The 20,951-nt window shown below is 65.0% G+C and carries 25 protein-coding genes; 5 read left to right on the top strand and 20 right to left on the bottom strand.

Translation table 11 applies throughout. From position 1 onward, the window contains the following. Positions 1-56: 56 nt before the first annotated feature. The 10 genes from GY791_08380 to GY791_08335 all read right to left on the bottom strand — a co-directional run bounded on the left by GY791_08380 (position 57) and on the right by GY791_08335 (position 6,817). A complete protein-coding gene (locus GY791_08380; protein ID MCP4328438.1) occupies positions 57-368 on the bottom strand; it encodes a hypothetical protein in 312 nt (103 codons plus the stop codon). After that, a complete protein-coding gene (locus GY791_08375) occupies positions 369-677 on the bottom strand; it encodes a hypothetical protein (GenBank protein ID MCP4328437.1) in 309 nt (102 codons plus the stop codon). Further along, entirely contained in the window at positions 674-1,108 is a 435-nt protein-coding gene (locus GY791_08370) for a hypothetical protein (protein MCP4328436.1), read from the bottom strand. Before GY791_08370 ends, GY791_08375 begins: the two co-directional genes overlap by 4 nt. Position 1,109: 1 nt before the next feature. Continuing rightward, positions 1,110-1,814, bottom strand: coding sequence for a hypothetical protein (locus GY791_08365; protein MCP4328435.1), 705 nt, complete (start codon positions 1,812-1,814; stop codon positions 1,110-1,112). Continuing rightward, positions 1,807-3,072, bottom strand: coding sequence for a hypothetical protein (locus GY791_08360; GenBank protein MCP4328434.1), 1,266 nt, complete (start codon positions 3,070-3,072; stop codon positions 1,807-1,809). Before GY791_08360 ends, GY791_08365 begins: the two co-directional genes overlap by 8 nt. 69 nt (positions 3,073-3,141) lie before the next feature. Next, positions 3,142-3,513, bottom strand: coding sequence for a hypothetical protein (locus tag GY791_08355; protein ID MCP4328433.1), 372 nt, complete (start codon positions 3,511-3,513; stop codon positions 3,142-3,144). Positions 3,514-3,570: 57 nt separating this feature from the next. After that, positions 3,571-4,002, bottom strand: a complete 432-nt coding sequence (locus GY791_08350) for a hypothetical protein (GenBank protein ID MCP4328432.1) — start codon at positions 4,000-4,002, stop codon at positions 3,571-3,573. After that, positions 3,999-6,056, bottom strand: a complete 2,058-nt coding sequence (locus tag GY791_08345) for a hypothetical protein (GenBank protein MCP4328431.1) — start codon at positions 6,054-6,056, stop codon at positions 3,999-4,001. Before GY791_08345 ends, GY791_08350 begins: the two co-directional genes overlap by 4 nt. Continuing rightward, positions 6,056-6,622: a hypothetical protein gene (locus GY791_08340; GenBank protein MCP4328430.1), complete on the bottom strand. Its 567-nt coding sequence runs from the start codon at positions 6,620-6,622 to the stop codon at positions 6,056-6,058. Before GY791_08340 ends, GY791_08345 begins: the two co-directional genes overlap by 1 nt. A 3-nt stretch (positions 6,623-6,625) precedes the next feature. Further along, positions 6,626-6,817 carry a hypothetical protein gene (locus GY791_08335; protein MCP4328429.1) on the bottom strand — a complete coding sequence of 64 codons (192 nt, stop codon included), beginning with the start codon at positions 6,815-6,817 and terminating at the stop codon, positions 6,626-6,628. Positions 6,818-7,064: 247 nt separating this feature from the next. Between GY791_08335 and GY791_08330 the strand changes: the two genes are divergently transcribed. After that, the gene (locus GY791_08330; GenBank protein MCP4328428.1) at positions 7,065-7,895 is read left to right on the top strand and encodes a methyltransferase domain-containing protein; all 831 of its coding nucleotides are present in this window, start codon (positions 7,065-7,067) and stop codon (positions 7,893-7,895) included. Positions 7,896-7,981: 86 nt separating this feature from the next. On the opposite strand, the gene GY791_08325 is transcribed toward GY791_08330, so the two are convergent. Together GY791_08325 and GY791_08320 are read right to left on the bottom strand one after the other, a co-directional pair. Beyond that, entirely contained in the window at positions 7,982-8,476 is a 495-nt protein-coding gene (locus GY791_08325; protein ID MCP4328427.1) for a hypothetical protein, read from the bottom strand. Positions 8,477-8,488: 12 nt separating this feature from the next. Next, positions 8,489-9,373 carry a hypothetical protein gene (locus GY791_08320; protein ID MCP4328426.1) on the bottom strand — a complete coding sequence of 295 codons (885 nt, stop codon included), beginning with the start codon at positions 9,371-9,373 and terminating at the stop codon, positions 8,489-8,491. 387 nt (positions 9,374-9,760) lie between these two features. Between GY791_08320 and GY791_08315 the strand changes: the two genes are divergently transcribed. From GY791_08315 to GY791_08300, 4 genes are all read left to right on the top strand, one after another. Beyond that, the gene (locus GY791_08315) at positions 9,761-10,975 is read left to right on the top strand and encodes a hypothetical protein (protein MCP4328425.1); all 1,215 of its coding nucleotides are present in this window, start codon (positions 9,761-9,763) and stop codon (positions 10,973-10,975) included. 15 nt (positions 10,976-10,990) lie between these two features. Then, positions 10,991-11,908 carry a cation transporter gene (locus tag GY791_08310; GenBank protein ID MCP4328424.1) on the top strand — a complete coding sequence of 306 codons (918 nt, stop codon included), beginning with the start codon at positions 10,991-10,993 and terminating at the stop codon, positions 11,906-11,908. A 174-nt stretch (positions 11,909-12,082) separates the two neighbouring features. Further along, positions 12,083-13,156 (top strand): hypothetical protein, encoded by a 1,074-nt coding sequence (locus GY791_08305; protein ID MCP4328423.1) that lies wholly within the window; start codon positions 12,083-12,085, stop codon positions 13,154-13,156. Positions 13,157-13,191: 35 nt separating this feature from the next. After that, on the top strand, positions 13,192-13,917 hold the full coding sequence (locus tag GY791_08300; GenBank protein ID MCP4328422.1) for a hypothetical protein: 726 nt from the start codon (positions 13,192-13,194) through the stop codon (positions 13,915-13,917). A gap of 56 nt (positions 13,918-13,973) precedes the next feature. On the opposite strand, the gene GY791_08295 is transcribed toward GY791_08300, so the two are convergent. The 8 genes from GY791_08295 to GY791_08260 all read right to left on the bottom strand — a co-directional run bounded on the left by GY791_08295 (position 13,974) and on the right by GY791_08260 (position 20,941). Beyond that, positions 13,974-14,174 (bottom strand): Flp family type IVb pilin, encoded by a 201-nt coding sequence (locus GY791_08295; protein ID MCP4328421.1) that lies wholly within the window; start codon positions 14,172-14,174, stop codon positions 13,974-13,976. Positions 14,175-14,294: 120 nt separating this feature from the next. Beyond that, entirely contained in the window at positions 14,295-15,143 is an 849-nt protein-coding gene (locus tag GY791_08290; protein MCP4328420.1) for a hypothetical protein, read from the bottom strand. Then, positions 15,140-15,418, bottom strand: a complete 279-nt coding sequence (locus GY791_08285; GenBank protein ID MCP4328419.1) for a hypothetical protein — start codon at positions 15,416-15,418, stop codon at positions 15,140-15,142. The genes GY791_08290 and GY791_08285 overlap by 4 nt, the downstream gene beginning before the upstream one ends. After that, positions 15,402-17,024, bottom strand: a complete 1,623-nt coding sequence (locus GY791_08280; GenBank protein ID MCP4328418.1) for a phage head-tail adapter protein — start codon at positions 17,022-17,024, stop codon at positions 15,402-15,404. Before GY791_08280 ends, GY791_08285 begins: the two co-directional genes overlap by 17 nt. A 65-nt stretch (positions 17,025-17,089) precedes the next feature. Further along, positions 17,090-18,409, bottom strand: coding sequence for a hypothetical protein (locus tag GY791_08275; protein ID MCP4328417.1), 1,320 nt, complete (start codon positions 18,407-18,409; stop codon positions 17,090-17,092). Between the two features lie 17 nt (positions 18,410-18,426). Continuing rightward, positions 18,427-19,230, bottom strand: coding sequence for a DUF115 domain-containing protein (locus GY791_08270; protein ID MCP4328416.1), 804 nt, complete (start codon positions 19,228-19,230; stop codon positions 18,427-18,429). A 154-nt stretch (positions 19,231-19,384) separates the two neighbouring features. After that, positions 19,385-20,008 (bottom strand): hypothetical protein, encoded by a 624-nt coding sequence (locus GY791_08265; GenBank protein ID MCP4328415.1) that lies wholly within the window; start codon positions 20,006-20,008, stop codon positions 19,385-19,387. Positions 20,009-20,227: 219 nt separating this feature from the next. After that, a complete protein-coding gene (locus GY791_08260; GenBank protein MCP4328414.1) occupies positions 20,228-20,941 on the bottom strand; it encodes a sulfotransferase domain-containing protein in 714 nt (237 codons plus the stop codon). Positions 20,942-20,951: the final 10 nt, after the last annotated feature.

Below are 20,951 nucleotides of genomic sequence, written 5' to 3'. Positions count from 1 at the left end.
GGGTGTCTCCTGTAATTGCGGGGAGGTAACGGCCGGCGGCCGGGGATCGGTTAGGGCTAGAGTTTCGGCTGGCCGGCGCAGCAGCGGCGCTCGACCTGTTCGATGCGGCGTTCGTGGTTCTCGAGCACCCGGGTCCGCTCGTTGAGGGTGCGGCGGTTGGCGTTGACGATGGTGCGCACCTCGTCGACGTCCTTGCCGAGCTCGCGGAAGCGAATCTCAGCCGTCGCGTCGAGGGCCGAGATGTTGCGGCTGGCCTCGGTCAGGGTGGTGCCGAACCAGACCAGGATGGCGACCAGCAGGGTGCCGACCGCCATCGTCAGCGCCCTTTCGATCGCCATCACCCTTTGCCCGCTGTTGCCGTCGCCCATTTACGACGCCTCGCCGGCGGCGGGCGCGGCCGGCGCCAGGGTCCAGCCGTCGCCGTCGGCGACCACGCAGGCCGCCTTGTCGGGGCGGAGGTAGACCAGGGTCCAGGTACCGACCGGCGACGCCCACATCTGTAATTGGAAGGCGCCCGACGCCGCGACCCCGGCGCCGACCGGGCGCTCGCCGAATTGCGCGCGCAGCGTGTCGAACAGCCGCGCCGCCGGGTAGCAGCGCGCGGTGTGGGCCTCGGCGGCGGGCATGAAAAAGGCCGCTGCTGCGGCCATGATGAGGATCTTTCGCATCGCCGTCATGCTGGCCTCGGATTGCCGGCCTTGATCGCGTCGATGGCCGCGGCCATGGCGTCGAACTCGGGCTCGGCGACCGGCGCGGCGGCGTCCATGGCGCGGATCTTCTTGATCACCGCGTCGAAGACATCACCCACCGTGTTCTGGAAATCGCCCGCATCCTCGCCGAGCTGTCCGAGATACGCGGTCTTGCGGGCCTGGCGCACATCGCCGACCAGCTCCGCCCGGGTCTTGGCACGGACGACGTATCTTCGCACCACGCGGGTCGGCTCGATCACCGTGGCCGGCCCGTCCAGCACCTCGGCCGCCGGATCGAAGGCCGGCCGTTCCTCGACCACCGGCACGATGGCCTTGCGCGCCAAGGTCGCCGGGTCGGGCGATACTCGATAATCCCGCTCCCAAACGATGACGCCGTTGTCGATATGGGCATAGCGCATGTCACACTCCTCGAAAGCCCGCGGTGACCAGGGCCATGTTCTGATTGGCCGAAATCGTGAAATCCAAACTGTCGCCGACCACCTCGCCGTAGAGGACGTGGCCGAAGGCGAACCGCCCCTCGCTGGTATCTTCGTGGTCCGTGACGCCGGCGAAGGCGGTGATCGTCTGCGACGAGCTCTGCACATAGAGCGCCCACAGATAGAGATCGTTGGCGTTGATCCCGTTCGCGGTGGCGTCGTTGATCGCTTCGCTCAGGCCGGTGCCGTCGCTCGTCGTGCCGCCGCCGGTCTCGTTGGGGATCTCCGTCGTCCCGGTGAGGAACGCGGTGGCCATGACGCTGGCGTTGATGGTTTCGCCGGGATCGATCCGCACCGTCTCGGTGCCCGCCACGCCGCCGCCGCGATTGTCGTAAGTCCACAGCGAGACGCTCGGCGGCATGCCCGAAATGCCGCCGGCGAAGACGCGCCGGGTCGCGGCCAGGGCGCTCCCGGCGGGATCGATGGTGACGCTGTTGGGCGGCGAGCTGGACGGCGTGAAGTCCAAATTTCCGACCGCAAAGAAAGCGATCCCCGGTTGGAAGGCGACCGTGTAGTCGTGCGTCCCGGTCGCTCCCGGGTCGCTGTCGAGCTCGCTGGCCGCGATGATCGGTGCCGCCGCCGCGCCGCCGCCGGCGCCGAAGCCGACCAGCCGATTGACCCTAAGCATCGTTGGCCGCGTCGATGGTGTAGATCGCCTCGACGCCGAGCAGGGTCGCGTCGATGGCCAGCGTATCCGCCGCATCGTTGGCGTCCCGCCGCACCTCGAAGATGACGTAGTCGCCCTCGCCCGGCGTGCCGCCGATGGTCACCGCGCCGGTCGCCGGCGAGATATAGACATCGTTGGTCGTGCCGCCGGTATCGGCGACGTCGACCCGGGTACCGAAGGCCTGGTCGAGGGCGTCGCCGTCGCCATAGGCGCGCGCCCGGATACCCCAATCGACGGCGAAATTCGAGGCCGTACTGCCGTGGCGCCAGACGAACCGCGCGGTGACCGTGCCCTCGTCCCATCCCTTCGGCATCTTGACCTGGAACTGGACCATTTCGTCGGCCGCCGCGTCGAAGTCGTAGCCGACGACCATGACGTCGTTGCTCGCCAGCTCGGTCGTGTTCGCCGCCGCGCCGTTGGTCGCCACGGCGGACATCGCCGCCGCCGGGACCCAGATCGTCTGCGCGCCGGTCGCGATCAGCGCATCGGCCAGCTTGGTGGCGTCGACGGCATCGTTGGCCAGCTTGGCGGTGGTGATCGCGCCGTCGGCGATGGTAATCGTCACGTCGTTGGTGTCGGTGTTGACGGTCAGCACCGGCACCCAATCGACACCGTCCGACTGCCGCCAGATCTGCTTGCTCGCGGTGCCGGTATCGATCCAGATCAAGCCGGTCTGGTGGGCCGGCGCCGCCGAATCGACGACGACCAGCGCCGAGCTGTCGGCGACCGGCCCGTCGCCGAGGGCGAAGCCATCCCCGGCCCCGTTGATGACCAGGTATTTTCCGGTCGTCAGCACCAGCGGCAGCGTGAGGTCGAAGTTCGACAGGTCGGCCGTTTCTTTGGCCGATACTTGGCGCCCGATCAGCGTGCTCAATTGCTGCGCCAGCATGGTCAGCCGGTCCAACGCCCGTTCGTGGGTCTCGGCCGGAAACTTGTCGCCCGCAGTATAGTCGACCGCCTGGGTGAACGCCATCTCGCGGCTGATGACGAGCGTTTCTCCGCTGGCCGGCGCAACCGCCATGGTGATCGTGCCCGACGATCCGGAACCGCCGGACACGGTGTAGTCCGTGGTCAGGGTCTGGATCGTCTCCCCGCCCGCCGCATCGCGCAGGACCACCCGCAGGTCGCCGGCGTCGAAAAAGGGAAACGTCGTGGCGAAGGCCAGGGTGCTCCCGTTGCCCGCATAGCTGACGCGGGACTCGCTGGTCGAAACAGTCATCGGATCTCCAAGGAAAGGCCCCGCCGGAGCGGGCTCGCTGCGGGACGCGGATCGTCGCGCTGGCGGGTGTTAGGAAAAATCGCTGGTCAGCAAGGTCTTGCCGGCGCTGCTGATGCCGCGGAACAGCGCCCCGCGGCCCTCGTTGCGGCGCGCGTTGGCCTGAACCGCGCCACGAAAAATGGCATCCTGGGCGGCGAGTTCGATCTCCGCCGCGGTGTCGGCCAGCACCTCCAATGGTGCCCCTTCGAGGCCGAGGCCGGAGGCACCGGCGCGCGCCCGCCGCAACCCCAACTGCCGGCGCCCATCGCGGCGTTCGCGGTCGGCCGTTGACTGCGCGGTGAGCTCGGCCGCCCGCGCGCTCTGCTCGGCGGTCGCTGCCTGTTGAATGCCGCCGAGCAGACCGAGCGCGGCGAGACCGATGGGAACGATGGGACCGGACATGGGGGACCTCTTCGCGTTTAGAGAAAAATGGCGGCGCCCGAGCGCCGCGGGAACGGTTCAACCGTCGCGCAGCCGGACGTAGACGTCGTAGTCGTTGCCGCCCGGGTCGAACCGGCACAGCGGGCCGCATTCGAAGCGGAAGCCCAGGGCGCGGGCCCAGCGATGGCCGTGCTCGTGATCGCTGCGCACATAGATCTCGATCCGTCGCGTCGACGCAGCATCGAGATGTCGGCGCACCGTACGGTGAATGGAATGGAAACGCGCGGGACCCGCGTCCGACAGCAACGCCCAGCCGATCGCGCGATGCTGCCAGACCGGGATCAGCCCGGCACAGCCGACGACATGGCCATCGGCGATCGCCGAATAGGCCGGCCCCGCCGTCTCGAGGAAGCGCCCGTGACCGCTCGTCAGGTAGGGCATGGTGAAGCGCTGGGCGGCCTGAAGATCGAGGCGGTCGAAGTGGGCGGCGCGGAAGGGAACGATTCTCATCGGTCCTGGGTCACCAGCTGGGGCATGACCGCGACGATTGTGCACGGCAGCGGCTCCGCCGTTTCCAGGATCACGTGACCGGCGCGCTCATAGCCGCCGGGCCAGGCGATTTCGGCGTCCCCCGTGAACAGTGGGTCGGGCGCGTCCATCGGCGTCGACGAATCGCGGAAGCGCAGATCGGGAACAGGGTCGAGCCTGTCGGCAACGGCACCGCCGCGCACGCCCAGAGAACGATAGAACCGGACGGCGACGCGATGGATACGCTTGGTCTTGCCTTGGGCGGTGCCGTCGGCGGCCCCGGCCTCGATACGCAGGGTTCGCAGACGCGAGGTGTAGGGCAAGCCCACATGGACGCGGCTGGCGGCGACCTCCAAATCGACTTGACTGCCGGTCACGGTGCGGTTCGGGGCCACCGCACCGTCGGCCAGCACGGCCACCGTGTCGCCTTCGAGATGGTCGAGGCCGGAAAAACTTGTCGCCGGTGCGCCGTCGTAGCTGAGGCCGGAATCGACGAAGAAGGCATCCGCCGGATCGCCGTCGTCCCACGCGCCATCGAGGTATTCGATCGCGCGGACGTCATCTCCGTTGACGTGGCGCCGCACGACCATCCACAACTCATCCCGCGACCCGTCGGCGGCGGGAATGGCCGCGACGCTTTCGCAAATCGCGGGTTCGCTCTTTGTCGCGTCGCTGTATCCGCCCAGAACGTGGCGCGACCAGCCGACCACGTCCTGCTCGCGCTCGAATGTCAGCCCCAGCAACGCGCCGTCCGCGCGCACGCACCACAACACTCGGTCGGGTTCCTGCTGGTAGGCCATGGCGACGATGCCGCCCCCGGTGACATGTTCGGCCAGGAGGGTCATATCGGGACTGCGGAACCCATCGTCCTCGAACACGAAGGCGAGTTCGCGCAGCTTACGCCCGGCGCGCTGGAGGAAGAGCGTCGACCGCCCGATCCGCTGCGGCATGAGGTCGGCACTGCCGTAATTGCTCGACCGTTTCGCCGTCGCGTTTTCGGGTGTCAGTGCGTCCGTCGAAGAGGCGGCGCCGATGATCCATTCGCCGCCGACGGTGCCGCACTGCAGGCCCTTCTCGTCGTCGAGCAGCCAGCGTATGACATTGACGTTATTGGCGTTGAGGGTCAGCGCCAGGGCATGATCCCCGACCACCGTGCCGTCGAAATCCGACGGCGCGAAGTTCTCGAAATCGCCGCTGCGGCTCATGTCCATGCGCTGGGGATTGTCGGTCGGCCCGCCGAAGCACAGCCGCTCTTCGAAGAAGGTGACGGTCGCCGGCCAGCCGCTGGTATCGGACCACGCGCCGAACCGCCAGTCGGTGTCGGCGGTGGTCCCGCCCAGGGTTGCCTGCACCACAGCGGTCACCACCGTATCGCTGGTAAAGTCGGTGATCTTGATCCATCCCCAATCGGCCGAACCGATCTTGAGGCGCATCACGCGTCCGACATCGGTGCCGGTGAAGATCGCGCCCGACGCGGTCAGGGTGATGGTGCCGGTGGTGGCCGACGGTGTGATCGTCGTCGCCGACGTATTGGTCGGTAGGTAGGGCCCGTCGAGAAATTCGATCTCGGTCAAAGTCCACGCCGTGTGGCTCGTCCGCGATAATTTGCGCGGCCCGTGCGACGGGTGGACGAGGAACAGGACATCCGCCGATTGGGCGAATTTCAGCCGCAGCCGCCCCGCCGCGTCGAACAGGTTGGATTCGGTATAGGGGGTCACGATCTCGACCGGATTGCCGCCGCTTTCGATGCGCCCGTTGTCCCGGTAGAAGCGGAAATACTGGTCCCCGACCTCGATGACATAGGCCTGGGTGACGGAGAACTCGAACGGGATGAGAGCGGTGCGCCGCAGACTGTCCTTGGCTTTGGCCACATGGCGCGTACCCGGACGGCGCTTCGCCGGTCCTTGGACCGTGCTGACGAAGTTGCGCAGCTCACCGCAGGCGTTGAAATACTTCGACAGATCGACCCGCCCATCGAGCTGCGGCGACCATTCACCGGCAGTGAAATTGGTCTGGATCGGCGACGCTTTTGTCATCAGGCCCGGGCCACGATCCACGCGTCCTCGGGCAGCGATTCCGGCGTGCCCTCTTGGGCATCGGCACGCGTCGCGCCGGCGAGCAAGGCGCCGAGTTCGTCCCGCAGGATCTGTTTCTTGGTGTTCGATTGGCTGATCGGCTCGGCCAGCTCAATCGCCAGCAAATGGGCGCAGACTTCCCTGAATTGGCTGTCGAACAGGGCGGTGTCGGCGATGTCTGCGACGTAGAGCACATTCAGCGGGCCGCCGCCGTCGCTCAGCACCCTGTGGCCCTCGACCCGCCATTCCGCACCCGTCCCATCGCCGTCGACCCGCAGGATGCGCAGCGCATCAGCCGGCCACGGAAACTGATGGGCATAACCCCAGGCCGGCGCCACCGATAGCGAGGCCACGCTGGCGCGGGCGAGGGCGAAGTTCCATGGATGCAGGCGTAGCGCCGCCCGCCGCACCGGATCGTAGGCGCGGCCGCATTCGCGGGCCTCCTTGGTATCGTCGTCGAGGCTGGTGATGCGCGCCTCGGCGCCGATCTTCTGCAGTGCCCGGTTGCAGATTTCGACGTCCGACATTGTCTAGGCCGGCGGCCAGACGGCCTCGAGGACGTGCATCCTGATCTTGTCGATCAGCAGCACCGCCTCGTCGCGGTCGGCGATTTGTGCCAGGTCGATGGTGACGCGGACGGCGTCGGTGATCGCCCCGCCCGCCTGTTCGCCGACCTCGAAATGAGACTCGGCACGGGCGATATCGTATTGCCGTGTGGCCATGAAGAACCTCCGTAATTGGGTCAAGTAACATGGGGATGGTCGAATCGACTTCCCGCACCACGCGGTCTAGGTGCCGATCGGCGGGTCGTGACCGGCGAAAACTCCGATCGCTTGGAATGGCTGGACTTGACCGATTCTTGGCCGCTATCCGCGGTCGACTCGAAAGCCCGTTTTGGGCCCGCTGTGGTCCAATGATCGGCTAACGTGGTGTATTCTCGTGCCGGCTCCAGTCACCAGAGGGGACACGATGGCAAACCACCAGGACGTCGCGGATCACTACACCCATGGTAAATTGGTCGAGGCGATCGAAGCGGCGGTCGCCGAACTTGGAATGTCAGTGGACACGGTCGGCGTCGATGATCTCGCGCCGGTGGACGAGTTCCATGTCGGCGGTCGACGCGCGACCGAAGACTTTCTGACGCAACTCTCTTTGTCCGCCGATACGCATGTCCTCGACATAGGTTGCGGACTGGGCGGCGCGGCGCGTTTCGCCGCCGATCGGTTCGGCTGCCGTGTCACGGGCATCGACCTGACCGACGAGTACGTCGAAGCAGGAAAGGTTCTGTTGGGCTGGGTGGGTCTGGAGGACCGCGTTTCCCTCGAACAGGGAAGCGCCCTCGACATGCCCTTCGACGATGACCGGTTCGATGCCGCCTATATGCTGCACGTCGGCATGAACATCGCGGACAAGGCAAGACTATTTACCGAAGTCGGCCGCGTCGTGCGGCCGGGTGCGGTGTTCGGGATCTACGATGTTATGCGCACCAGCGACGACGCGCTGACCTATCCCGTCCCCTGGGCGACGACGTCGGCAACGAGCGCGGTCTCCGAACCCGATCACTACAAGGAGCTGTTGGAGGCCGCGGGTTTCGAAGTGACCGCCGAGCGCAATCGACGCGATTTCGCCCTCGACTTCTTCGATCAAATGCGCGCCAGGATGGAGGCGGCCGGCGGCCCGCCACCGCTCGGCACGCACATTCTCATGGGTCGGAATACCCCCGAAAAAGTTCAGAACATGATCGCGAATATCTCGGCCGGGCGCATCGCCCCCGTCGAGGTGATTGCGCGCAAATCCTGACGGCACGAATCGCCGGCCCACCGGGAGTGATCGAGCGAAGCCCGATCACCCTCTCCCGGGTTCGTCCCGGGCCGGTGGTTATTCGATCAATCCCCGGTGTATTCGAGGATCGCCGTAATCGTGCCGGCGGCGGTGCCGACGGTGTCGCCGGTCAGGCACAGATCGTAGGACGTCTTGCCGTCCGCCGCCGCGCCCGCGTCCTGCCACACCTTGTTCTCGGCATCATCGATGTTGCGCGCCTCGAACGCGACCTCGGCGCCGGATACGTTCGCCGACGACAGGTCGACAGCCGAGGCATAGGCGTCGTCGTCGACCGCGGCCCCGTCGTCGCTCCCGTAGAGACCGACATCGAAGGCTGTGCCGCCGGTGATCGCGTCGTTTAGAATCCGGATCGAGTGGATGTGCCATCCCGAATGGACCCGAAACAGTCGGTAGACGGAGCCGTCGTCGTCGGCTGCCGCGACCTCGATCGTGGCGACCTTCTTGCGCACGCGGCCGCCGGCAAGCAGCCGGTCGTTGGCGACCGGCGGGCTGGCCTCGAGGTTGGCGATTTCGGTGCTCTTGGTATTAGCGATTGCCATGATCCGGCCTCCTTACGCTTCGGCGCATTTGATTTCGACGACCTTGCCCTCCTCCAAGCGCGTTGCGCCGAAGGTACCCTGGACCAGGACTTGAATGTTGTTGGACTTGTCCGGCCGCGGATAGACCTGGGCATCGATCTCGTCGAAGACGCCGATATGCATGCCGGAGTGGGCCCAGGCGGCGACCCTGCGATAGGCGTTGCCGTCCGCCTCCAAGAGCTCGGTATGGATGAAGTCGAAGCCGAGGAAGCGGCTGATCAACCCATCGACGAGCACCGGCTGAGTGTTGAAATCCTGGCTCGTGACCTGGATTTCGTTGAGCAGGTTCTCGTGCTGCTGGGCGGTGACCGCGCAATAGAGGCGGTCGTTGGCGACGTCGACGTTGTTTTCCATCAGAATGCGCCGCGCGACCTTGAGTTTCTTGATGTTGAGCCCGGTGGCCGCGGCCGCGCCCTCGGTCACGGCGACGATTTGGGCCGACGGGAAGGTGGTAGTGTCGGTGCCGTTCTCGCCGGTTTTGGCGTCGCCGAAGAAGGCGTCGACGATTTCGTCGTCTATGGCTCTGCCGAGCGCACTCGAACCGTTGGTCACATAGGCGCCAGTCGGATCCACGATCATGCGAACGCGGTCCTGGCGGTCGACCATGTCGCCCCATTCGTAGTCGGTGGGAAAGACCCAGCGCTTGTCGGCCGGGGTGTCGATGATCGGCGTGTCGGCGTGACGCGACGTGCGCTTGCGCGCATTGACTGCGCCGACCTGCTCGACGGCGACCGCGGCCTTACCGACGTGACCGCCGACCATGACCGCGTTGCGCAGGCGCGAGCCCTGCTGCTGCAGCTTGAGCTGCACCAGGCTGGTATATTCCTGCGCGAAGTGGGTAGGAACGTTCAGGGACATTCTGTCCTCCAACAATTGGGGGTTGCCGATTGCCGGAGGGGTTGCCCGAGGCCAGAGGTCAGGAATCAGGTATCAGAGGTCAGATCGGTTGCCGTTGCCACGACGAGCCGGTTTCTGATCCCTGATCCCTGATCCCCGATCCCTGGTTCGGACCCGATCCTTGCGTTTAACGGTCGCTCACCGTCGTGCTTTCACGATGTCAGCGGGGGCGCGGTGTCGGGAGAGCCCCGGTTGCCGCGCTTGTCCCGGCTTGAGTTAAATTTTTGCCCGCTTTCGGTCCCGCGCCGAGTCGCGACACCCGTTGGGCCGGTCCACCGACAGTATCTGGACTTGACGCGGGCGCTTCGCCATTGTTGGCGGGGTTATGACGGCGTGGCGCGGTGAAACATGAAAACCGGCAAGAGATGGGTCTATACCGCATCCGCCTTGACCTTTGTGGTCTATGTGGCCTGGCTGCTGGGTCCGTATCTGCGTTCGACGGTCGTTCGTGATTCGGCGGTTACGACGTGGTCGCGGGTGGCGGTTGCGCCGATCGCCGGGCGGATCGTGACCGAACTGCCGGCCGTCGGCGATCTCGTGAGCGGCGACGGTTGGATCGCGACGATCCAGAACGACTTGTTGCTGCAGGACGTCGCCATGGTCGAGGCGACTCGCGACCGCATGATGCTGGCCGAGGCACGCATAGCGGGGGCCGAGGACTACCTTGCCGATCTTGAGGCACTCGATCGTGCGCGTATCGCCGCCAGGGGCCGTCAAGCCGAATTGTTCCACGCCCAACTCGAGACGGAAATCGCCAATCTGCGCCGCGAAATGGAGGCCAATGGCGACCAGATCGATGTCTTGCAACGGATCGTCGACCGTCTCCAATCGCTCGTCAAGCGAGGCTCGGTGTCGGCCGCGCAGCTTGACGAGGATTTGCTGCGGCTGTCGGCCCTGAAGACGCGCCAGGTGCAGCTCGAGGCCGCATTGAATTTTGCCCTATTGCGCGACAAGGCAACCGAGGACGGTATCTATATTTTGGCCGACGGGTCGGCACCGGACTGGGTGCGATATTCCGAGCTCGAGCTGCGCCTCGAACAGAATCGGGCCCACTACGATATTCATGAAACGCGGGCCGCGCATATCGAAGCGCAAAAGGATTTCGAAGCGGAGCAAAGAATGCTCGCGACCCTATCTGAAGCAAGCGTGACCGCGCCTGTCGGCAGTTTTGTGTTTAGCGTCGTGGCGCCGCCGCTGGGCACCGTGGCCGTCGGCGATCGCATCATCGAATGGATCGATTGTGCAAACCTGATGGTCGACGTACCGGTGTCCGACGCGGAATTGCCCTTGATCCCCATTGGCGCGCCGGCTGAGGTCGTGTTGGAGGGCGATTCGCGCGTTCGTTCGGCGACCGTATTGTTGACCCGCGGTTCGGCCGCGGCGCTCGGCCGAACCGATCTCGCCGCGATCGCCAAGGGGCGCGTCCAGGGTGTCGCCCAGGCGTTGCTGACGTTCGAAGTCGATGCCTCCGAATTCGACCGTTGTCCCGTCGGCCATGCGGCCTATGTGGAATTCCCCGACGTCGGATTGCTCGACATCATCACTGCCCGCCTTCGGCTCTGACCGCCGGAATAGCCGATGCCTGAGATAACCAACGAAAATCGGGCGAAGGAATCCGCCTTCCTCTACACGGCGATTGCCGATACGGGAATGGCGGCGCTGCTCATCCTTGTCGCCGTCCTTTCCGGGTCGCTGACGATTCTCGGCGAGGCGGCGCGCAGCACGCTCATGCTCGTGATCGGATTCTACACTTACTGGCTGTTGATATCCGTTCATCGCGGACGTCTCACGCGGTTCGAGTTTGGCGTCGCCAAGATCGAGCAGTTCGTCTGGCTAATCGTCGGCCTCGGCCTCGTCGTCGGCGGGCTGTGGATTGCACAGAACGTCGTCGACACGATCTTTTCGGGGAGACCCGCCGCGAGTCCCCTGGGGTTGACTTTGGCCGCGGTGACCAACGCCGTCAATTCGCTGATCAATGTGGTCGGCTGGTACGCGATGGTCTCGGCGTCGCGCGACGATGATTCCGAAGTCTACCGGGCGGAGCTCCGCGCCCGCGTCACGATGATGACGTCGTCGCTGTTCCTACAGGTGACCTTGACCGTTGCCGCCCTCGCCAAGGACGATGTCATCGCGCTCTTTCTTGATGCCGCGGGCGCCACCTTTGTCACCTACATCATGCTGTTCAACGGATTTTCGATGATCGCCAAGGCCGTGCCCCATCTGCTCGATGCCCCCGCCTCCGCCGACCTACGCGAACTGATCCGCCGTAGCGTGGCCGAAGTCGCAGGCGAGAATAACATCGTTTCGATTCGGACCCGGCGGGCGGGCGGCACGACCTTTGCCGAAGTCGCGGTCCTGGCGACCGCGTTACCGTCGATCGCGGCCCTCACGGACACCGCCGCTGCCGTCGAGGCGGCGCTCGCGCGTGAAGGCGTCGCGGTCGATCTTGCTATCGTCCCGGCCCGGACGGACGCCGCCGGCCAAGGTGCAACATGAACCAGACCCGGCCTTTCGACGATCGGTCGCCCGTTGCCTTGCCGGCACTCGGAACACGGGACCGGCGCTGTCGGCATCGTCGTGATCACCCGTCCATCGTATTCTTCCCGGCGGCCACGAGAGTCCCGGTAACGAGAGGTTGCGGAAACGATGGCTGTCCAAGGTAACGGTTGAATGGTGCGTCCGCCACGGGCCTGGATGAGCTTGTGCTCGGCCATCCTCGGGCTGTGCCTATATGCTTACGCCGCCCCCGCATGGTCGGCGGATCGGACGCTGAAGTTCGGCTACGTGGTGATGCCGGGGTCTGCTTACGAAAGATCGATTGGCGCCATTCCCGATATTGTGCGGGCAGCCACCGACGGCGCCCTGAGTATTGAGTTGGTGCCGCTCGAAAATTCGCGCGAGGCGGTTGATCGCCTGGCCGGCGATTCGATTCAGATCGCCGCACTGTTTCCCGCCTCGAGCGAGCTTCGCGGCCTCGACCTCGCCGCGGTGCCCGGCGTTCTCGACGATCTCGACGCCTATCGATTGGCCATGCAGGAACTCCTCCGCCCGGTCTTCGAGCTGTCGGCCGATAAATTAGGACTCCGCTTCTTGGCGACGGGCGCCCTATCAGGGTTGGCGATCTTTACCGACGCATCGGTTAGCGCCAAGGGCGGGCTGAACGGATCGCGCATCGGCGTCGGCTCTCCGGCATACGCCGCGATGATCGCCGCCGTGAACACCCAGGTCGTGATTCTCCGGACCCGGGAAATGTTCACCGCTCTGCAGACCAGATCGCTTGACGGCGCCTTGATACGGACTTGGCGGGCCGAACGGCTCCGTATTCCGGAGATCGCCAAGACGGCGGTGGATTGGCCCTATGGGCGCCTGACGCCATGGGTCGTCGTCGCGGACGCGGCGCGTTGGGCTGAACTGGCCCGGCCCCAGCGCGAGGCCGCCGAGAAAGCGCTCCAGGAGTTGGAGGCGGCGGCGTTCGCCGCCGCGCGCGAGGAGGAATTCTCGGTGCGCGCACAATTGCGCGATCAAGGCATTGCGTTCGCCGGATTGAGCGTCGACCAACTGCGCGGCGAACCCGTTCTCGTTGCGCTGCGGTCGGTCCAGGACGCCTGGATCAAGCGGACCCCCGACCCGGAGATGTACAAAGCGCTGATCGTCGAGGCCTCCGTCTACGGCACCGGCGGCGGCGGATGTCCCGACCATTTCGAACGCTGCGGCGACCGCGGCTGTCAGGTCACATGCGAATAACATCAAGGATCGCCGGCGAAAGGTGAGCACTCGAGATGTTCCCCGATAGCAATAAGAAAGCGGCCGCTTTCGTTGTCCTGCTGATACCGGGTTTCATCTCCCTCGGGCTCGCCCATTATGTGAGCAGCCTTTCCCTCGGCGAATACGTCTTTACCTACGTCGCCCTGGCGATCTCGTTGCTGAACGGCGTGTTGGCCTGTTCCCTGGTCTTTCTCTTTCGCACGGCGCGCGGCGATGTCTATTCGTTCTCCGAAACGGCGCGGGACGTAACCGAATCGCCGACGGCAGGGTATCTGCTCGTGCTGCTGGTCATTTCGGTCCTCGTCGGACTGGTCGCCGCCAAGGCTTACGAAAAGGACTGGATCATATCGGCGATCAAGGTGCTGCCGTGGACCGACGACATCGCGAAAATCAGCGAGCGTCCACCGATCCGCTACGCGCTCGATCACAACGATGGCGGCGGGATCTCCGCCCTCGACGGGCGGCCGCCGAAGCATCGGCCCGATGCGGAGGGCTACAAGTCCTGGCTCGTGGTTACCTTGTCGTCGGGGGCCACGTTCGAGGGCTGGCCCGCCTACTACTCGATCGGCGGCGATGAGTTCGAGGTCCTGCTGTCTCCCGCCTGCCGTGTCGAGGGTGACGCGACAATCGAACCGATCGAAGGGGTCGGCGCCGGGATCCGGGATAACGACATATCGACGCTCGTCTTCTTGGATGAATCCAAGAGTCGCTGCTATCGGCTGTTCTTTGGCGCGCCATAATCGACCCGGCGCGGCCGCTTTCATCGAGTGCGTCGCGACGATCGTTCGGGGATTCCTTACTGGCCCTGGCCGCGCTCAATGCCGCCCATAATCGCCGCGGTCAGTTCCCGCTCGGCGTAGTTGTAGAGATCCTGCAGAGACCCGCCCAAGGCCGTCACGCCGGACACCATGGCCAGAAAGACAAGCGCCACGATGAGCGCATAGTCCACCGCCGTCGTTCCGTCCTCATCGCGGATAAGCCTCGAAATGGTCGACATTTAGCATCTCTCGGCGACAGTCCCTCGCCATCCGCCAGAATCCCTCAGAAGGACTAAGCGATCGTAAACCATAGCGGGTATTTGAAACAATTTGCTGGACTTCCGCACCCGCCCGCGTGATTAACCATGCGCCGCCTCGTGGAGGCGATCCCATTTCGCCCGCGCTTCGACGGGACCGGGGTGGCTCGCCGAGAGCAGCGCCCTCTGAAAAGCCTCATCGAGCTTGAGCGCGGCGATATTCCGTCTGGCCGCATCGCTGGTGTGGCCGAATTCGCCCTCGCCTTCGCCCGCCAGCTTGTCTTCGATCAGGTTCTCGCCGAGCCACGCAAACAGGCGAAACACGCCTGCCCGACCGGGTGCTCCATCGCTTTCGATCGCATCGAGAGCGGCGGCGACGTCGGCGACCGCCCCCGGTACCGCCCGCGCCGCCCGCTTGGCCAGCGCCATCTTGGCGTCGTAACGGTCTCCCCATTCTTGGCGCAGCACGTTGTCGTCCCGGTTGACCGCCAACGTCCGGTTCCGCGCCTCCGCTTCGAGCCGCTCCGCCATCATCTCGTTCCATGCCGTCACCACGGTGTCGAACTGGCCTTGGCTAAGCCCCGCCGTATGGAGCGTCCGCCGGCCCCAGTCGGCGAGCTCGGCATCGACGGTCGCGTCCCGCACCACCGCATCGGGCATCAGATAATCCTCGGCCGACTCGGGCCGGCCGATGCGATCGTAGAACGCGTCGAATGCTTCCGGGGCGTCGCCCTCCTTGGGCGGGATCACGGTCCGTCCGCTGCGGTCGGCGCCCATCAGTTTTTCCAGGTTGATATAGGATTGAACTACATCGCCCGGCGCGCTCCAGCCCTTGGCCGCGACCAGCTCCCGGGCGCCGCCGTCGAGGCTCTCGACCCACTGCGGTGGATCCGCCGCCGGCGTGGTCGCGGTCTCGGTCGTGACGGGCGCGGTGTCGGTGGGCTCGGTCATCGGGCGGTCTCCTCTTCGATGATGCGGTCGATCTCGTCGTCGCTGATGTCGCCATGGGACAGGATGCGCAGCAGCACTTCGCGGCGGCCTTCGAGGTGGCGCATCGCCTCCGGTGGGTCGTCGGGGCTGTAGGTGCTCTCGCGGTAGCGGCAGAATCGCGCCAGGTCGGCGAGTACGACGCGCCCGTCCGGCGATTGGGTGAAGGCGGCATAGGCCGCGCGGCGGCGGTGGAATACGCGGCGCAGCCGCCGCCACAGCTCATCGCCCGCCGGCAATGGTGGCCTCCGCTTGGGCGATGTCTTTCACCGCGCCGGCGACACTCGGCGCCGCCGCGGCGAGCTGCTCAAGCCCCTGCGCCGCCTGTCGCCGTGTCCGCGCCGCCTCGACTTGGTCGCGGCCGCGCAGAATGCGGCGGGCGCCGTTGATCTCGGCCAGGGCACGCATCGCCGTGTCGCCGTCGATGTTGTCGAGCACCCCCGGATCGGCTTGGGCCAGCGGCGCCGCCGCCTCCAGGGTACGGACGATGCCGACCGCCTCTTCCGCCCGTTGGGCTCGGCTCAGCGGGCTGCTGTATTCGATTTCGAACCCGTCGCCGGCGTCGGCCAGTACCGGCGGCAACGGCGGCAGCCGTCCCGCGCGGCCGAGGATCGCGATCTCGCGGGCGATCATCGGACCGAGCGCTTCCGATTGCTGCCGTCCCACTGTGGGCGCCAGCAGCACGCCCTTTTCCTGGGCCCGGATCAAGGCTTCGGTCGCGGTCTGGCTCGGCTGCTCGACCAGGATCTGGAACAGGGTGACGAGGAAGGCGTCGTTGATCACCTGGCGGCGTTGGTTCTCCATCTCCAGGCCGAGCGGCACGTTGGCTGCCGTCTGCAGGGGCTGAACCAGCGCCTGTCCGCGATTGTTGATGCCGCCGAAATTGAGCGCGTTGGGCCGTGTGTTGATCCGGCTCATGACGCCGTCGTCGGCGACCAGCAATGGCGGGTCGACCGCCTTGTGCGCGGCGCGCAGGGTGGTCTTCGCCATCTCGTTGAGCATCTTGATGTCGGCCAGCACCTGCATCGCCGGCGATCGGCCGTAGACCTCGCGCGGTGCCGTCACATAGCGCGAGATGGCGTAGGGGAATTCCTCGAAGCCGCCCTCCTCGATCACCCGCCGCCCTTCGATGGCGATGTAGAGGCTGGCGAACGGCATGTTCAGGCGGTCGCGCCGGCCGGCCTTGCGCTCACCGCGCGGAAACACGCAATGGAGGAACTCGAACTCCTTGTCGGGCTCGCGGTCCACCGCGTCGCGGATTGCTCGCGGCAGCGCTTGGGCGCCCCAGTGCTGCGCCGCCTGGCGCGCCGACAGGCGAAATTTGCGGTAATTGGTGTCGATGCGGCCGTGGCTGTCTTCGGCGAAGAAGCACTCGGCGAGATGGATTGCGCGATAGCGCAGGCCGCGCCCGGTTATCTCGTCGAGGAACAGAACGCCGGAGCCGAACGCGCCCAGGCTCATATAGACCTCGTGCTGCTGGCTGGCATAGTTGGCGTCCGGGCTGTAGCGACGGGCGAACAGGATGTCCTCGGCGCGCTCGAACCACACCCGCACGGCGTCGATCTCGTTCAGGCGCGGGTCGGATGCGCGCAGGTGATGCCAACGCTGGCCGCGCGGCGTCAGCATCCCTTCCATCGCCGCGGCAAATCGCTCGAGGGCGAGCGGCGCCGTCGAATCGAAGATCTTCTCCGTGCGCTTGGCGCCGGGCGTCCGGTCGGCGACGAACGCGGCTTGGCGCGGCAGCACGCGGTCGGCGATTTCCTGCCAGTGGGATTCCCAAGTTGCGCGTTTCGCGGCAAGTTGTCCCTGCCGCTTGATCGCGTCATCGGCGCGTTGATCGGTCATGAATCCATCCACTTGGTGATCGACGGGCGACCGTGCCCGATGGCCTGATTCGGGAGTGCGGTCGATTAGGCTGGGTCGGCGTCGGGCGCTACGGCCGGATCGAGATGAAGGAACAGGTTCGGCGATTCGTAGGTGTTGCGGCCAACCAGATGCAGCCTCCCGACTTGCCACTCTCGGAGCAGCGACACGAACATCGACGGCCCCGACGCGGCGAGGCCGACGAAGTGCTCGGCATGAAGTGCGAGATAGGTATCGACCATGACCTCTTCGCCGAGGCGAACCGGGTCCGCGGTCTTGGCGAAATGCAGCCCGATATCCCCGCCGGCCCGTGCGCTGGCGGTCGAAACCACGCGCGCGCCGTAGCGGTCGTTCGCGCGTTCGAGCAACCGAACGTCGTCGGTCATGACGAAAAGCCCGAACGGCCGGCGCGACATCAAATCGTCGATGACCGCGAACATCACCGCCGTCGCTTGGCTCAAGTCATTGAATTCCTTGATCTTGTCGGTTCCACGCAGGTGAACCGCGACGAAGGGTTTGTCGAGATGTTCGCGGCGAAACCTTTCGACCGCGTCGATGACCTGACGGCGCGGCCTGAGGTTGCGGCGTATCAACGCGCGCAGGGCGGCATCGGCGCCCATTCCCGAATATGGGTGCGACGCCGGCAGCCACGGCAAGAGCTCGGCAACACTGATGTAGAAATCGCTGACCGCGACCTGCTCGGCGCGGTTCAGGAGATAAATACCCGCCATTCGGGATCCGGGCCCCGTCAGTCGATTGACGTCGCCTTTGCGAATGGTCTCCGCCGTCCACTTGGCCGGGAAGTAGGGCCGCTTGGTTTTGCGTAGGACGTCATCCAGGCTCGTCGGCGATGGGCGCTCGAAGAATTTGCCGAAGCCGTCAACATCCGGTCGGTCGCTGTACCGGCACCCGTCACCCCAATCAACAACCGGCACGCGACCGGTCATCTCACAGAGAAGAAGGTTTCCCAGGACGTTGGCGACATCCGACCAGAACCCGTGGCCCCAGGATTTGATGACGAGGTATTTGGTCTTCTCGCCGATGACGTGTCCATGTTGGGTACGCGTGGCACGCCGAGCGCGAACCGCTTCCAGGTCGCGGGCGGTCGAAGGAGCGTCCGCGCCAAGCGCGAGCGCGCGCTCGTAGTAGGACACCGCTTTTTCCAGTGCCCCCACGTCTCGCGCCACCGTCCCGAGGAGCGCGTATGCCGCGCCGTTCTCGGGCGCCAATTCTATGGCCCGCCGGCACAGCATGTCGGCGGCTGCCAGATTCCCCTTGTCGAAGAGAAGCTTCGCCGACTGCCACGCTTCGTCGGCGTTCTCGTAGTTCCGGACGCGGTAACGGATGGTGACGGGCTGCGGCGGCATGATCGAATCGCAGCCTGTCAATGGCTCTCGCGATGGCGCTCGAGCAGCGCGGCCAGCAGGCCGCCGCCGTGGATGGTGATGTCGATGGTGTCGCCGTGCGCTTGCAACAACTCGACGAAATCGAGGGCTTGCTGCCTCATCCACCGTGAGACGATGAAATCCCGCCCGCCCACGGTCACGGTCATGCGCTCTTCGGCCGCGTCGGACCGCAGACTCTGGTCATAGGCATGAGACGCCCCGTCCTCGCTGATACAGCCGTCGAGCCCATAGAGGTGAAACCTTCTGAAGCCCAACGCCATGCCGACGTAGATCGCACGGGTGCCGACCGTCGTGCCGCCGGCGACCAGGCACCACTTGCCGTCCGGCCCATAGATGTCGCGCAGAAGGTCTTCCCCGTCGGCCGCCACCCGCGCATGCCACAGCACCACGTTCCGGCCCGCCAGGGCCTCGAAGACGCCGCCGTGGCATTGAGAGGCGATGAAATAGACGATGTTGTCGCGCGGTTTCTCGACGAATTTTTTCACGTCCGCCCGCGGGTCGTAGACGAGCAGGCCCCACGGCACGATGCCGCGGCCGATCAGAAAGTCATGGGCGCCGTTGAGCGCCAGGATGCGGGCCGGCCGCATCTTGAGGTCGCTCAATATGTCGGTTTGTCTGAGCGACGGACCGCCGCCGACGATCGCCATCGTGTCGCCGTGCGCCGGCTGCAACCCGATCTGCGGCAAGTCGCGCGCCGCCGCCGCGCGCACCTGGGCGTGAAGGGTCTCCGTGGCTACCGGGTTGCGCGCCACTGCCGGGGCGCCGGGTTCGAACGTCGTCATCACCCGAGCTTATAGGCCGAGCGTGGGACCGGAAAGGGGGCGGCGGGCAGTTCCGCCGTGGCGCGTCGGTGCCGCCGATGGTCGCGTCGGGCTCAGACCTTGTAGCCGAACCGCTTCTTTCGGCGGCTCCCACCTCGCTCGGTTCGAGAGTGGATTATGACCGAGTCCAAATATTCGTGGAAATTGACGCTCGCACTGCTGCCTCATTCCAATCCAATCCAGGGATCGAACAGACTATCGTCTCAAGAGCAGTCAGGTTGCCTGTCGCTATTTCATCCGCATTGGCACCGAGGTACGGCACCCCGCATCGCTCAAGGGCCGCGATCCTGGACAGACACGCCCCCACGAATTTCGTCCAGTCCTCATGACCGAAACCATATTGCTTAAGGAATTCAGATCTTGCGCAAGAACGAATCACCGCTTCGCTAGGTCTCTTAACAATGACCCACAATGCGTCGGGGAACGCCTCGCGCCAGATAGGCCATATCAAAGACATTTTCGGGTCCTTGAAGCCCCACACCTCGCCCTTGTAGCCGTCGCCCTCAATTGATTCCTGGCAACGTGCTTTCAATTCACCGATTTGTGCGTATCGAGCTTCTTGGCCTTTGAGGGCCGGCATGCTGCGGACGCCGAGCCGATGAGTCCCAAGCGCCGCCAAGATTTCCTTGTTGATCTCCCTGAGCGACTCATTCTCGAAAAAGCCCAGTCGATTGTCGGGCGTGGCCGGCGCGACCCGCCCGAGCCATAGTCCACACGCCTGTAGCGCTCTCGCCACCATCGACGTTCCCGACCTTGGCACGCCAACGATAAATACCGGCCTATCGAAATTGGAAAGTCTCTCAACCAACGCCAAGCCGTCCTCACGAATTGATCGGACTAACCGCTAGGGGATGTTGCGGCATCGGTTAACTTACCGATTTCCGTGAGTGTAGAGCTAGTTCCCTCGATTGGGCATCACCCGCGATTTCGCTATCCTGATTTACCCGTGGCGCGGGCTTTAAACCTCGTAGCCGAACCGAGCCATTTGAGCGCCATACTTGTCGCGGATAGTCGCGCGCTGTTCGTCGGTCACATGGTCGCGCCAGTCCGCGCCGCCACCAACAAACTTAAGCTGCGTGTCTTCTGCGCGACCTCTGGTAAATATTCCTCTCGCTCCGAGTTCTGTTTCTCGGTCTTCAATCTTAGACATTTTCTCAGCCGAACAATCGACGATAGCATGATCGATCCTATCGGGTGAGACGGCCACCCTCATGAACTGGCATACCGATTCCACGACTTTCGCCGTGTCGTTTCGTAGATCCTCGTAGCGGATTACTCGGGTCGGAAACTGAGATTGGTCAAGCCACGTTGTTGGATGCTCCGCCCATGAACCAAAGCCTTGCCATTCAGGCCCAGAATATGGCGTTCCGCTTTCGACAAAGGACCGCAAGAATTTGGTTTCATAATGCGAAAGCTCGCCGCCGCTTCGTCTGCAAAACAAGCGAGCGGTGGACATCACAACGTCAAGCGGGTGCCTAACCAACACGACAGCCCGTTCCGTGCAACCCAACAGCGGCATTGAGGCAGAAAGCCTGAAATGCGACTTGACTAAGTTGGGGCGACTCTTCGAAAGGGCCACATCCCGTACCAAGTGGATATCCGGTATCGCTTGCTCAACGTGAGACGACGGTTCGGCCTTGCCCGTCAAAATATGGCACAGCAAGAACCTCAACCATGTGTTC

The sequence above is a fragment of the Alphaproteobacteria bacterium genome (assembly GCA_024244705.1).
In the GTDB taxonomy this organism is placed as follows: domain Bacteria; phylum Pseudomonadota; class Alphaproteobacteria; order JAAEOK01; family JAAEOK01; genus JAAEOK01.
The sequence above is the reverse complement of the archived record's forward strand: the minus strand, read 5'-3'. Positions and strand labels throughout refer to the sequence as shown.

Excerpts from the sequence above, each read along its gene's own strand:
- GY791_08380 (MCP4328438.1), bottom strand. The coding sequence starts at position 368 with ATGGGCGACGGCAACAGCGGGCAAAGGGTGATGGCGATCGAAAGGGCG.
- GY791_08375 (MCP4328437.1), bottom strand. The coding sequence starts at position 677 with ATGACGGCGATGCGAAAGATCCTCATCATGGCCGCAGCAGCGGCCTTT.
- GY791_08370 (MCP4328436.1), bottom strand. The coding sequence starts at position 1,108 with ATGCGCTATGCCCATATCGACAACGGCGTCATCGTTTGGGAGCGGGAT.
- GY791_08365 (MCP4328435.1), bottom strand. The coding sequence starts at position 1,814 with ATGCTTAGGGTCAATCGGCTGGTCGGCTTCGGCGCCGGCGGCGGCGCG.
- GY791_08360 (MCP4328434.1), bottom strand. The coding sequence starts at position 3,072 with ATGACTGTTTCGACCAGCGAGTCCCGCGTCAGCTATGCGGGCAACGGG.
- GY791_08355 (MCP4328433.1), bottom strand. The coding sequence starts at position 3,513 with ATGTCCGGTCCCATCGTTCCCATCGGTCTCGCCGCGCTCGGTCTGCTC.
- GY791_08350 (MCP4328432.1), bottom strand. The coding sequence starts at position 4,002 with ATGAGAATCGTTCCCTTCCGCGCCGCCCACTTCGACCGCCTCGATCTT.
- GY791_08345 (MCP4328431.1), bottom strand. The coding sequence starts at position 6,056 with ATGACAAAAGCGTCGCCGATCCAGACCAATTTCACTGCCGGTGAATGG.
- GY791_08340 (MCP4328430.1), bottom strand. The coding sequence starts at position 6,622 with ATGTCGGACGTCGAAATCTGCAACCGGGCACTGCAGAAGATCGGCGCC.
- GY791_08335 (MCP4328429.1), bottom strand. The coding sequence starts at position 6,817 with ATGGCCACACGGCAATACGATATCGCCCGTGCCGAGTCTCATTTCGAG.
- GY791_08330 (MCP4328428.1), top strand. The coding sequence starts at position 7,065 with ATGGCAAACCACCAGGACGTCGCGGATCACTACACCCATGGTAAATTG.
- GY791_08325 (MCP4328427.1), bottom strand. The coding sequence starts at position 8,476 with ATGGCAATCGCTAATACCAAGAGCACCGAAATCGCCAACCTCGAGGCC.
- GY791_08320 (MCP4328426.1), bottom strand. The coding sequence starts at position 9,373 with ATGTCCCTGAACGTTCCTACCCACTTCGCGCAGGAATATACCAGCCTG.
- GY791_08315 (MCP4328425.1), top strand. The coding sequence starts at position 9,761 with ATGAAAACCGGCAAGAGATGGGTCTATACCGCATCCGCCTTGACCTTT.
- GY791_08310 (MCP4328424.1), top strand. The coding sequence starts at position 10,991 with ATGCCTGAGATAACCAACGAAAATCGGGCGAAGGAATCCGCCTTCCTC.
- GY791_08305 (MCP4328423.1), top strand. The coding sequence starts at position 12,083 with ATGGTGCGTCCGCCACGGGCCTGGATGAGCTTGTGCTCGGCCATCCTC.
- GY791_08300 (MCP4328422.1), top strand. The coding sequence starts at position 13,192 with ATGTTCCCCGATAGCAATAAGAAAGCGGCCGCTTTCGTTGTCCTGCTG.
- GY791_08295 (MCP4328421.1), bottom strand. The coding sequence starts at position 14,174 with ATGTCGACCATTTCGAGGCTTATCCGCGATGAGGACGGAACGACGGCG.
- GY791_08290 (MCP4328420.1), bottom strand. The coding sequence starts at position 15,143 with ATGACCGAGCCCACCGACACCGCGCCCGTCACGACCGAGACCGCGACC.
- GY791_08280 (MCP4328418.1), bottom strand. The coding sequence starts at position 17,024 with ATGACCGATCAACGCGCCGATGACGCGATCAAGCGGCAGGGACAACTT.
- GY791_08275 (MCP4328417.1), bottom strand. The coding sequence starts at position 18,409 with ATGCCGCCGCAGCCCGTCACCATCCGTTACCGCGTCCGGAACTACGAG.
- GY791_08270 (MCP4328416.1), bottom strand. The coding sequence starts at position 19,230 with ATGACGACGTTCGAACCCGGCGCCCCGGCAGTGGCGCGCAACCCGGTA.
- GY791_08265 (MCP4328415.1), bottom strand. The coding sequence starts at position 20,008 with ATGGTGGCGAGAGCGCTACAGGCGTGTGGACTATGGCTCGGGCGGGTC.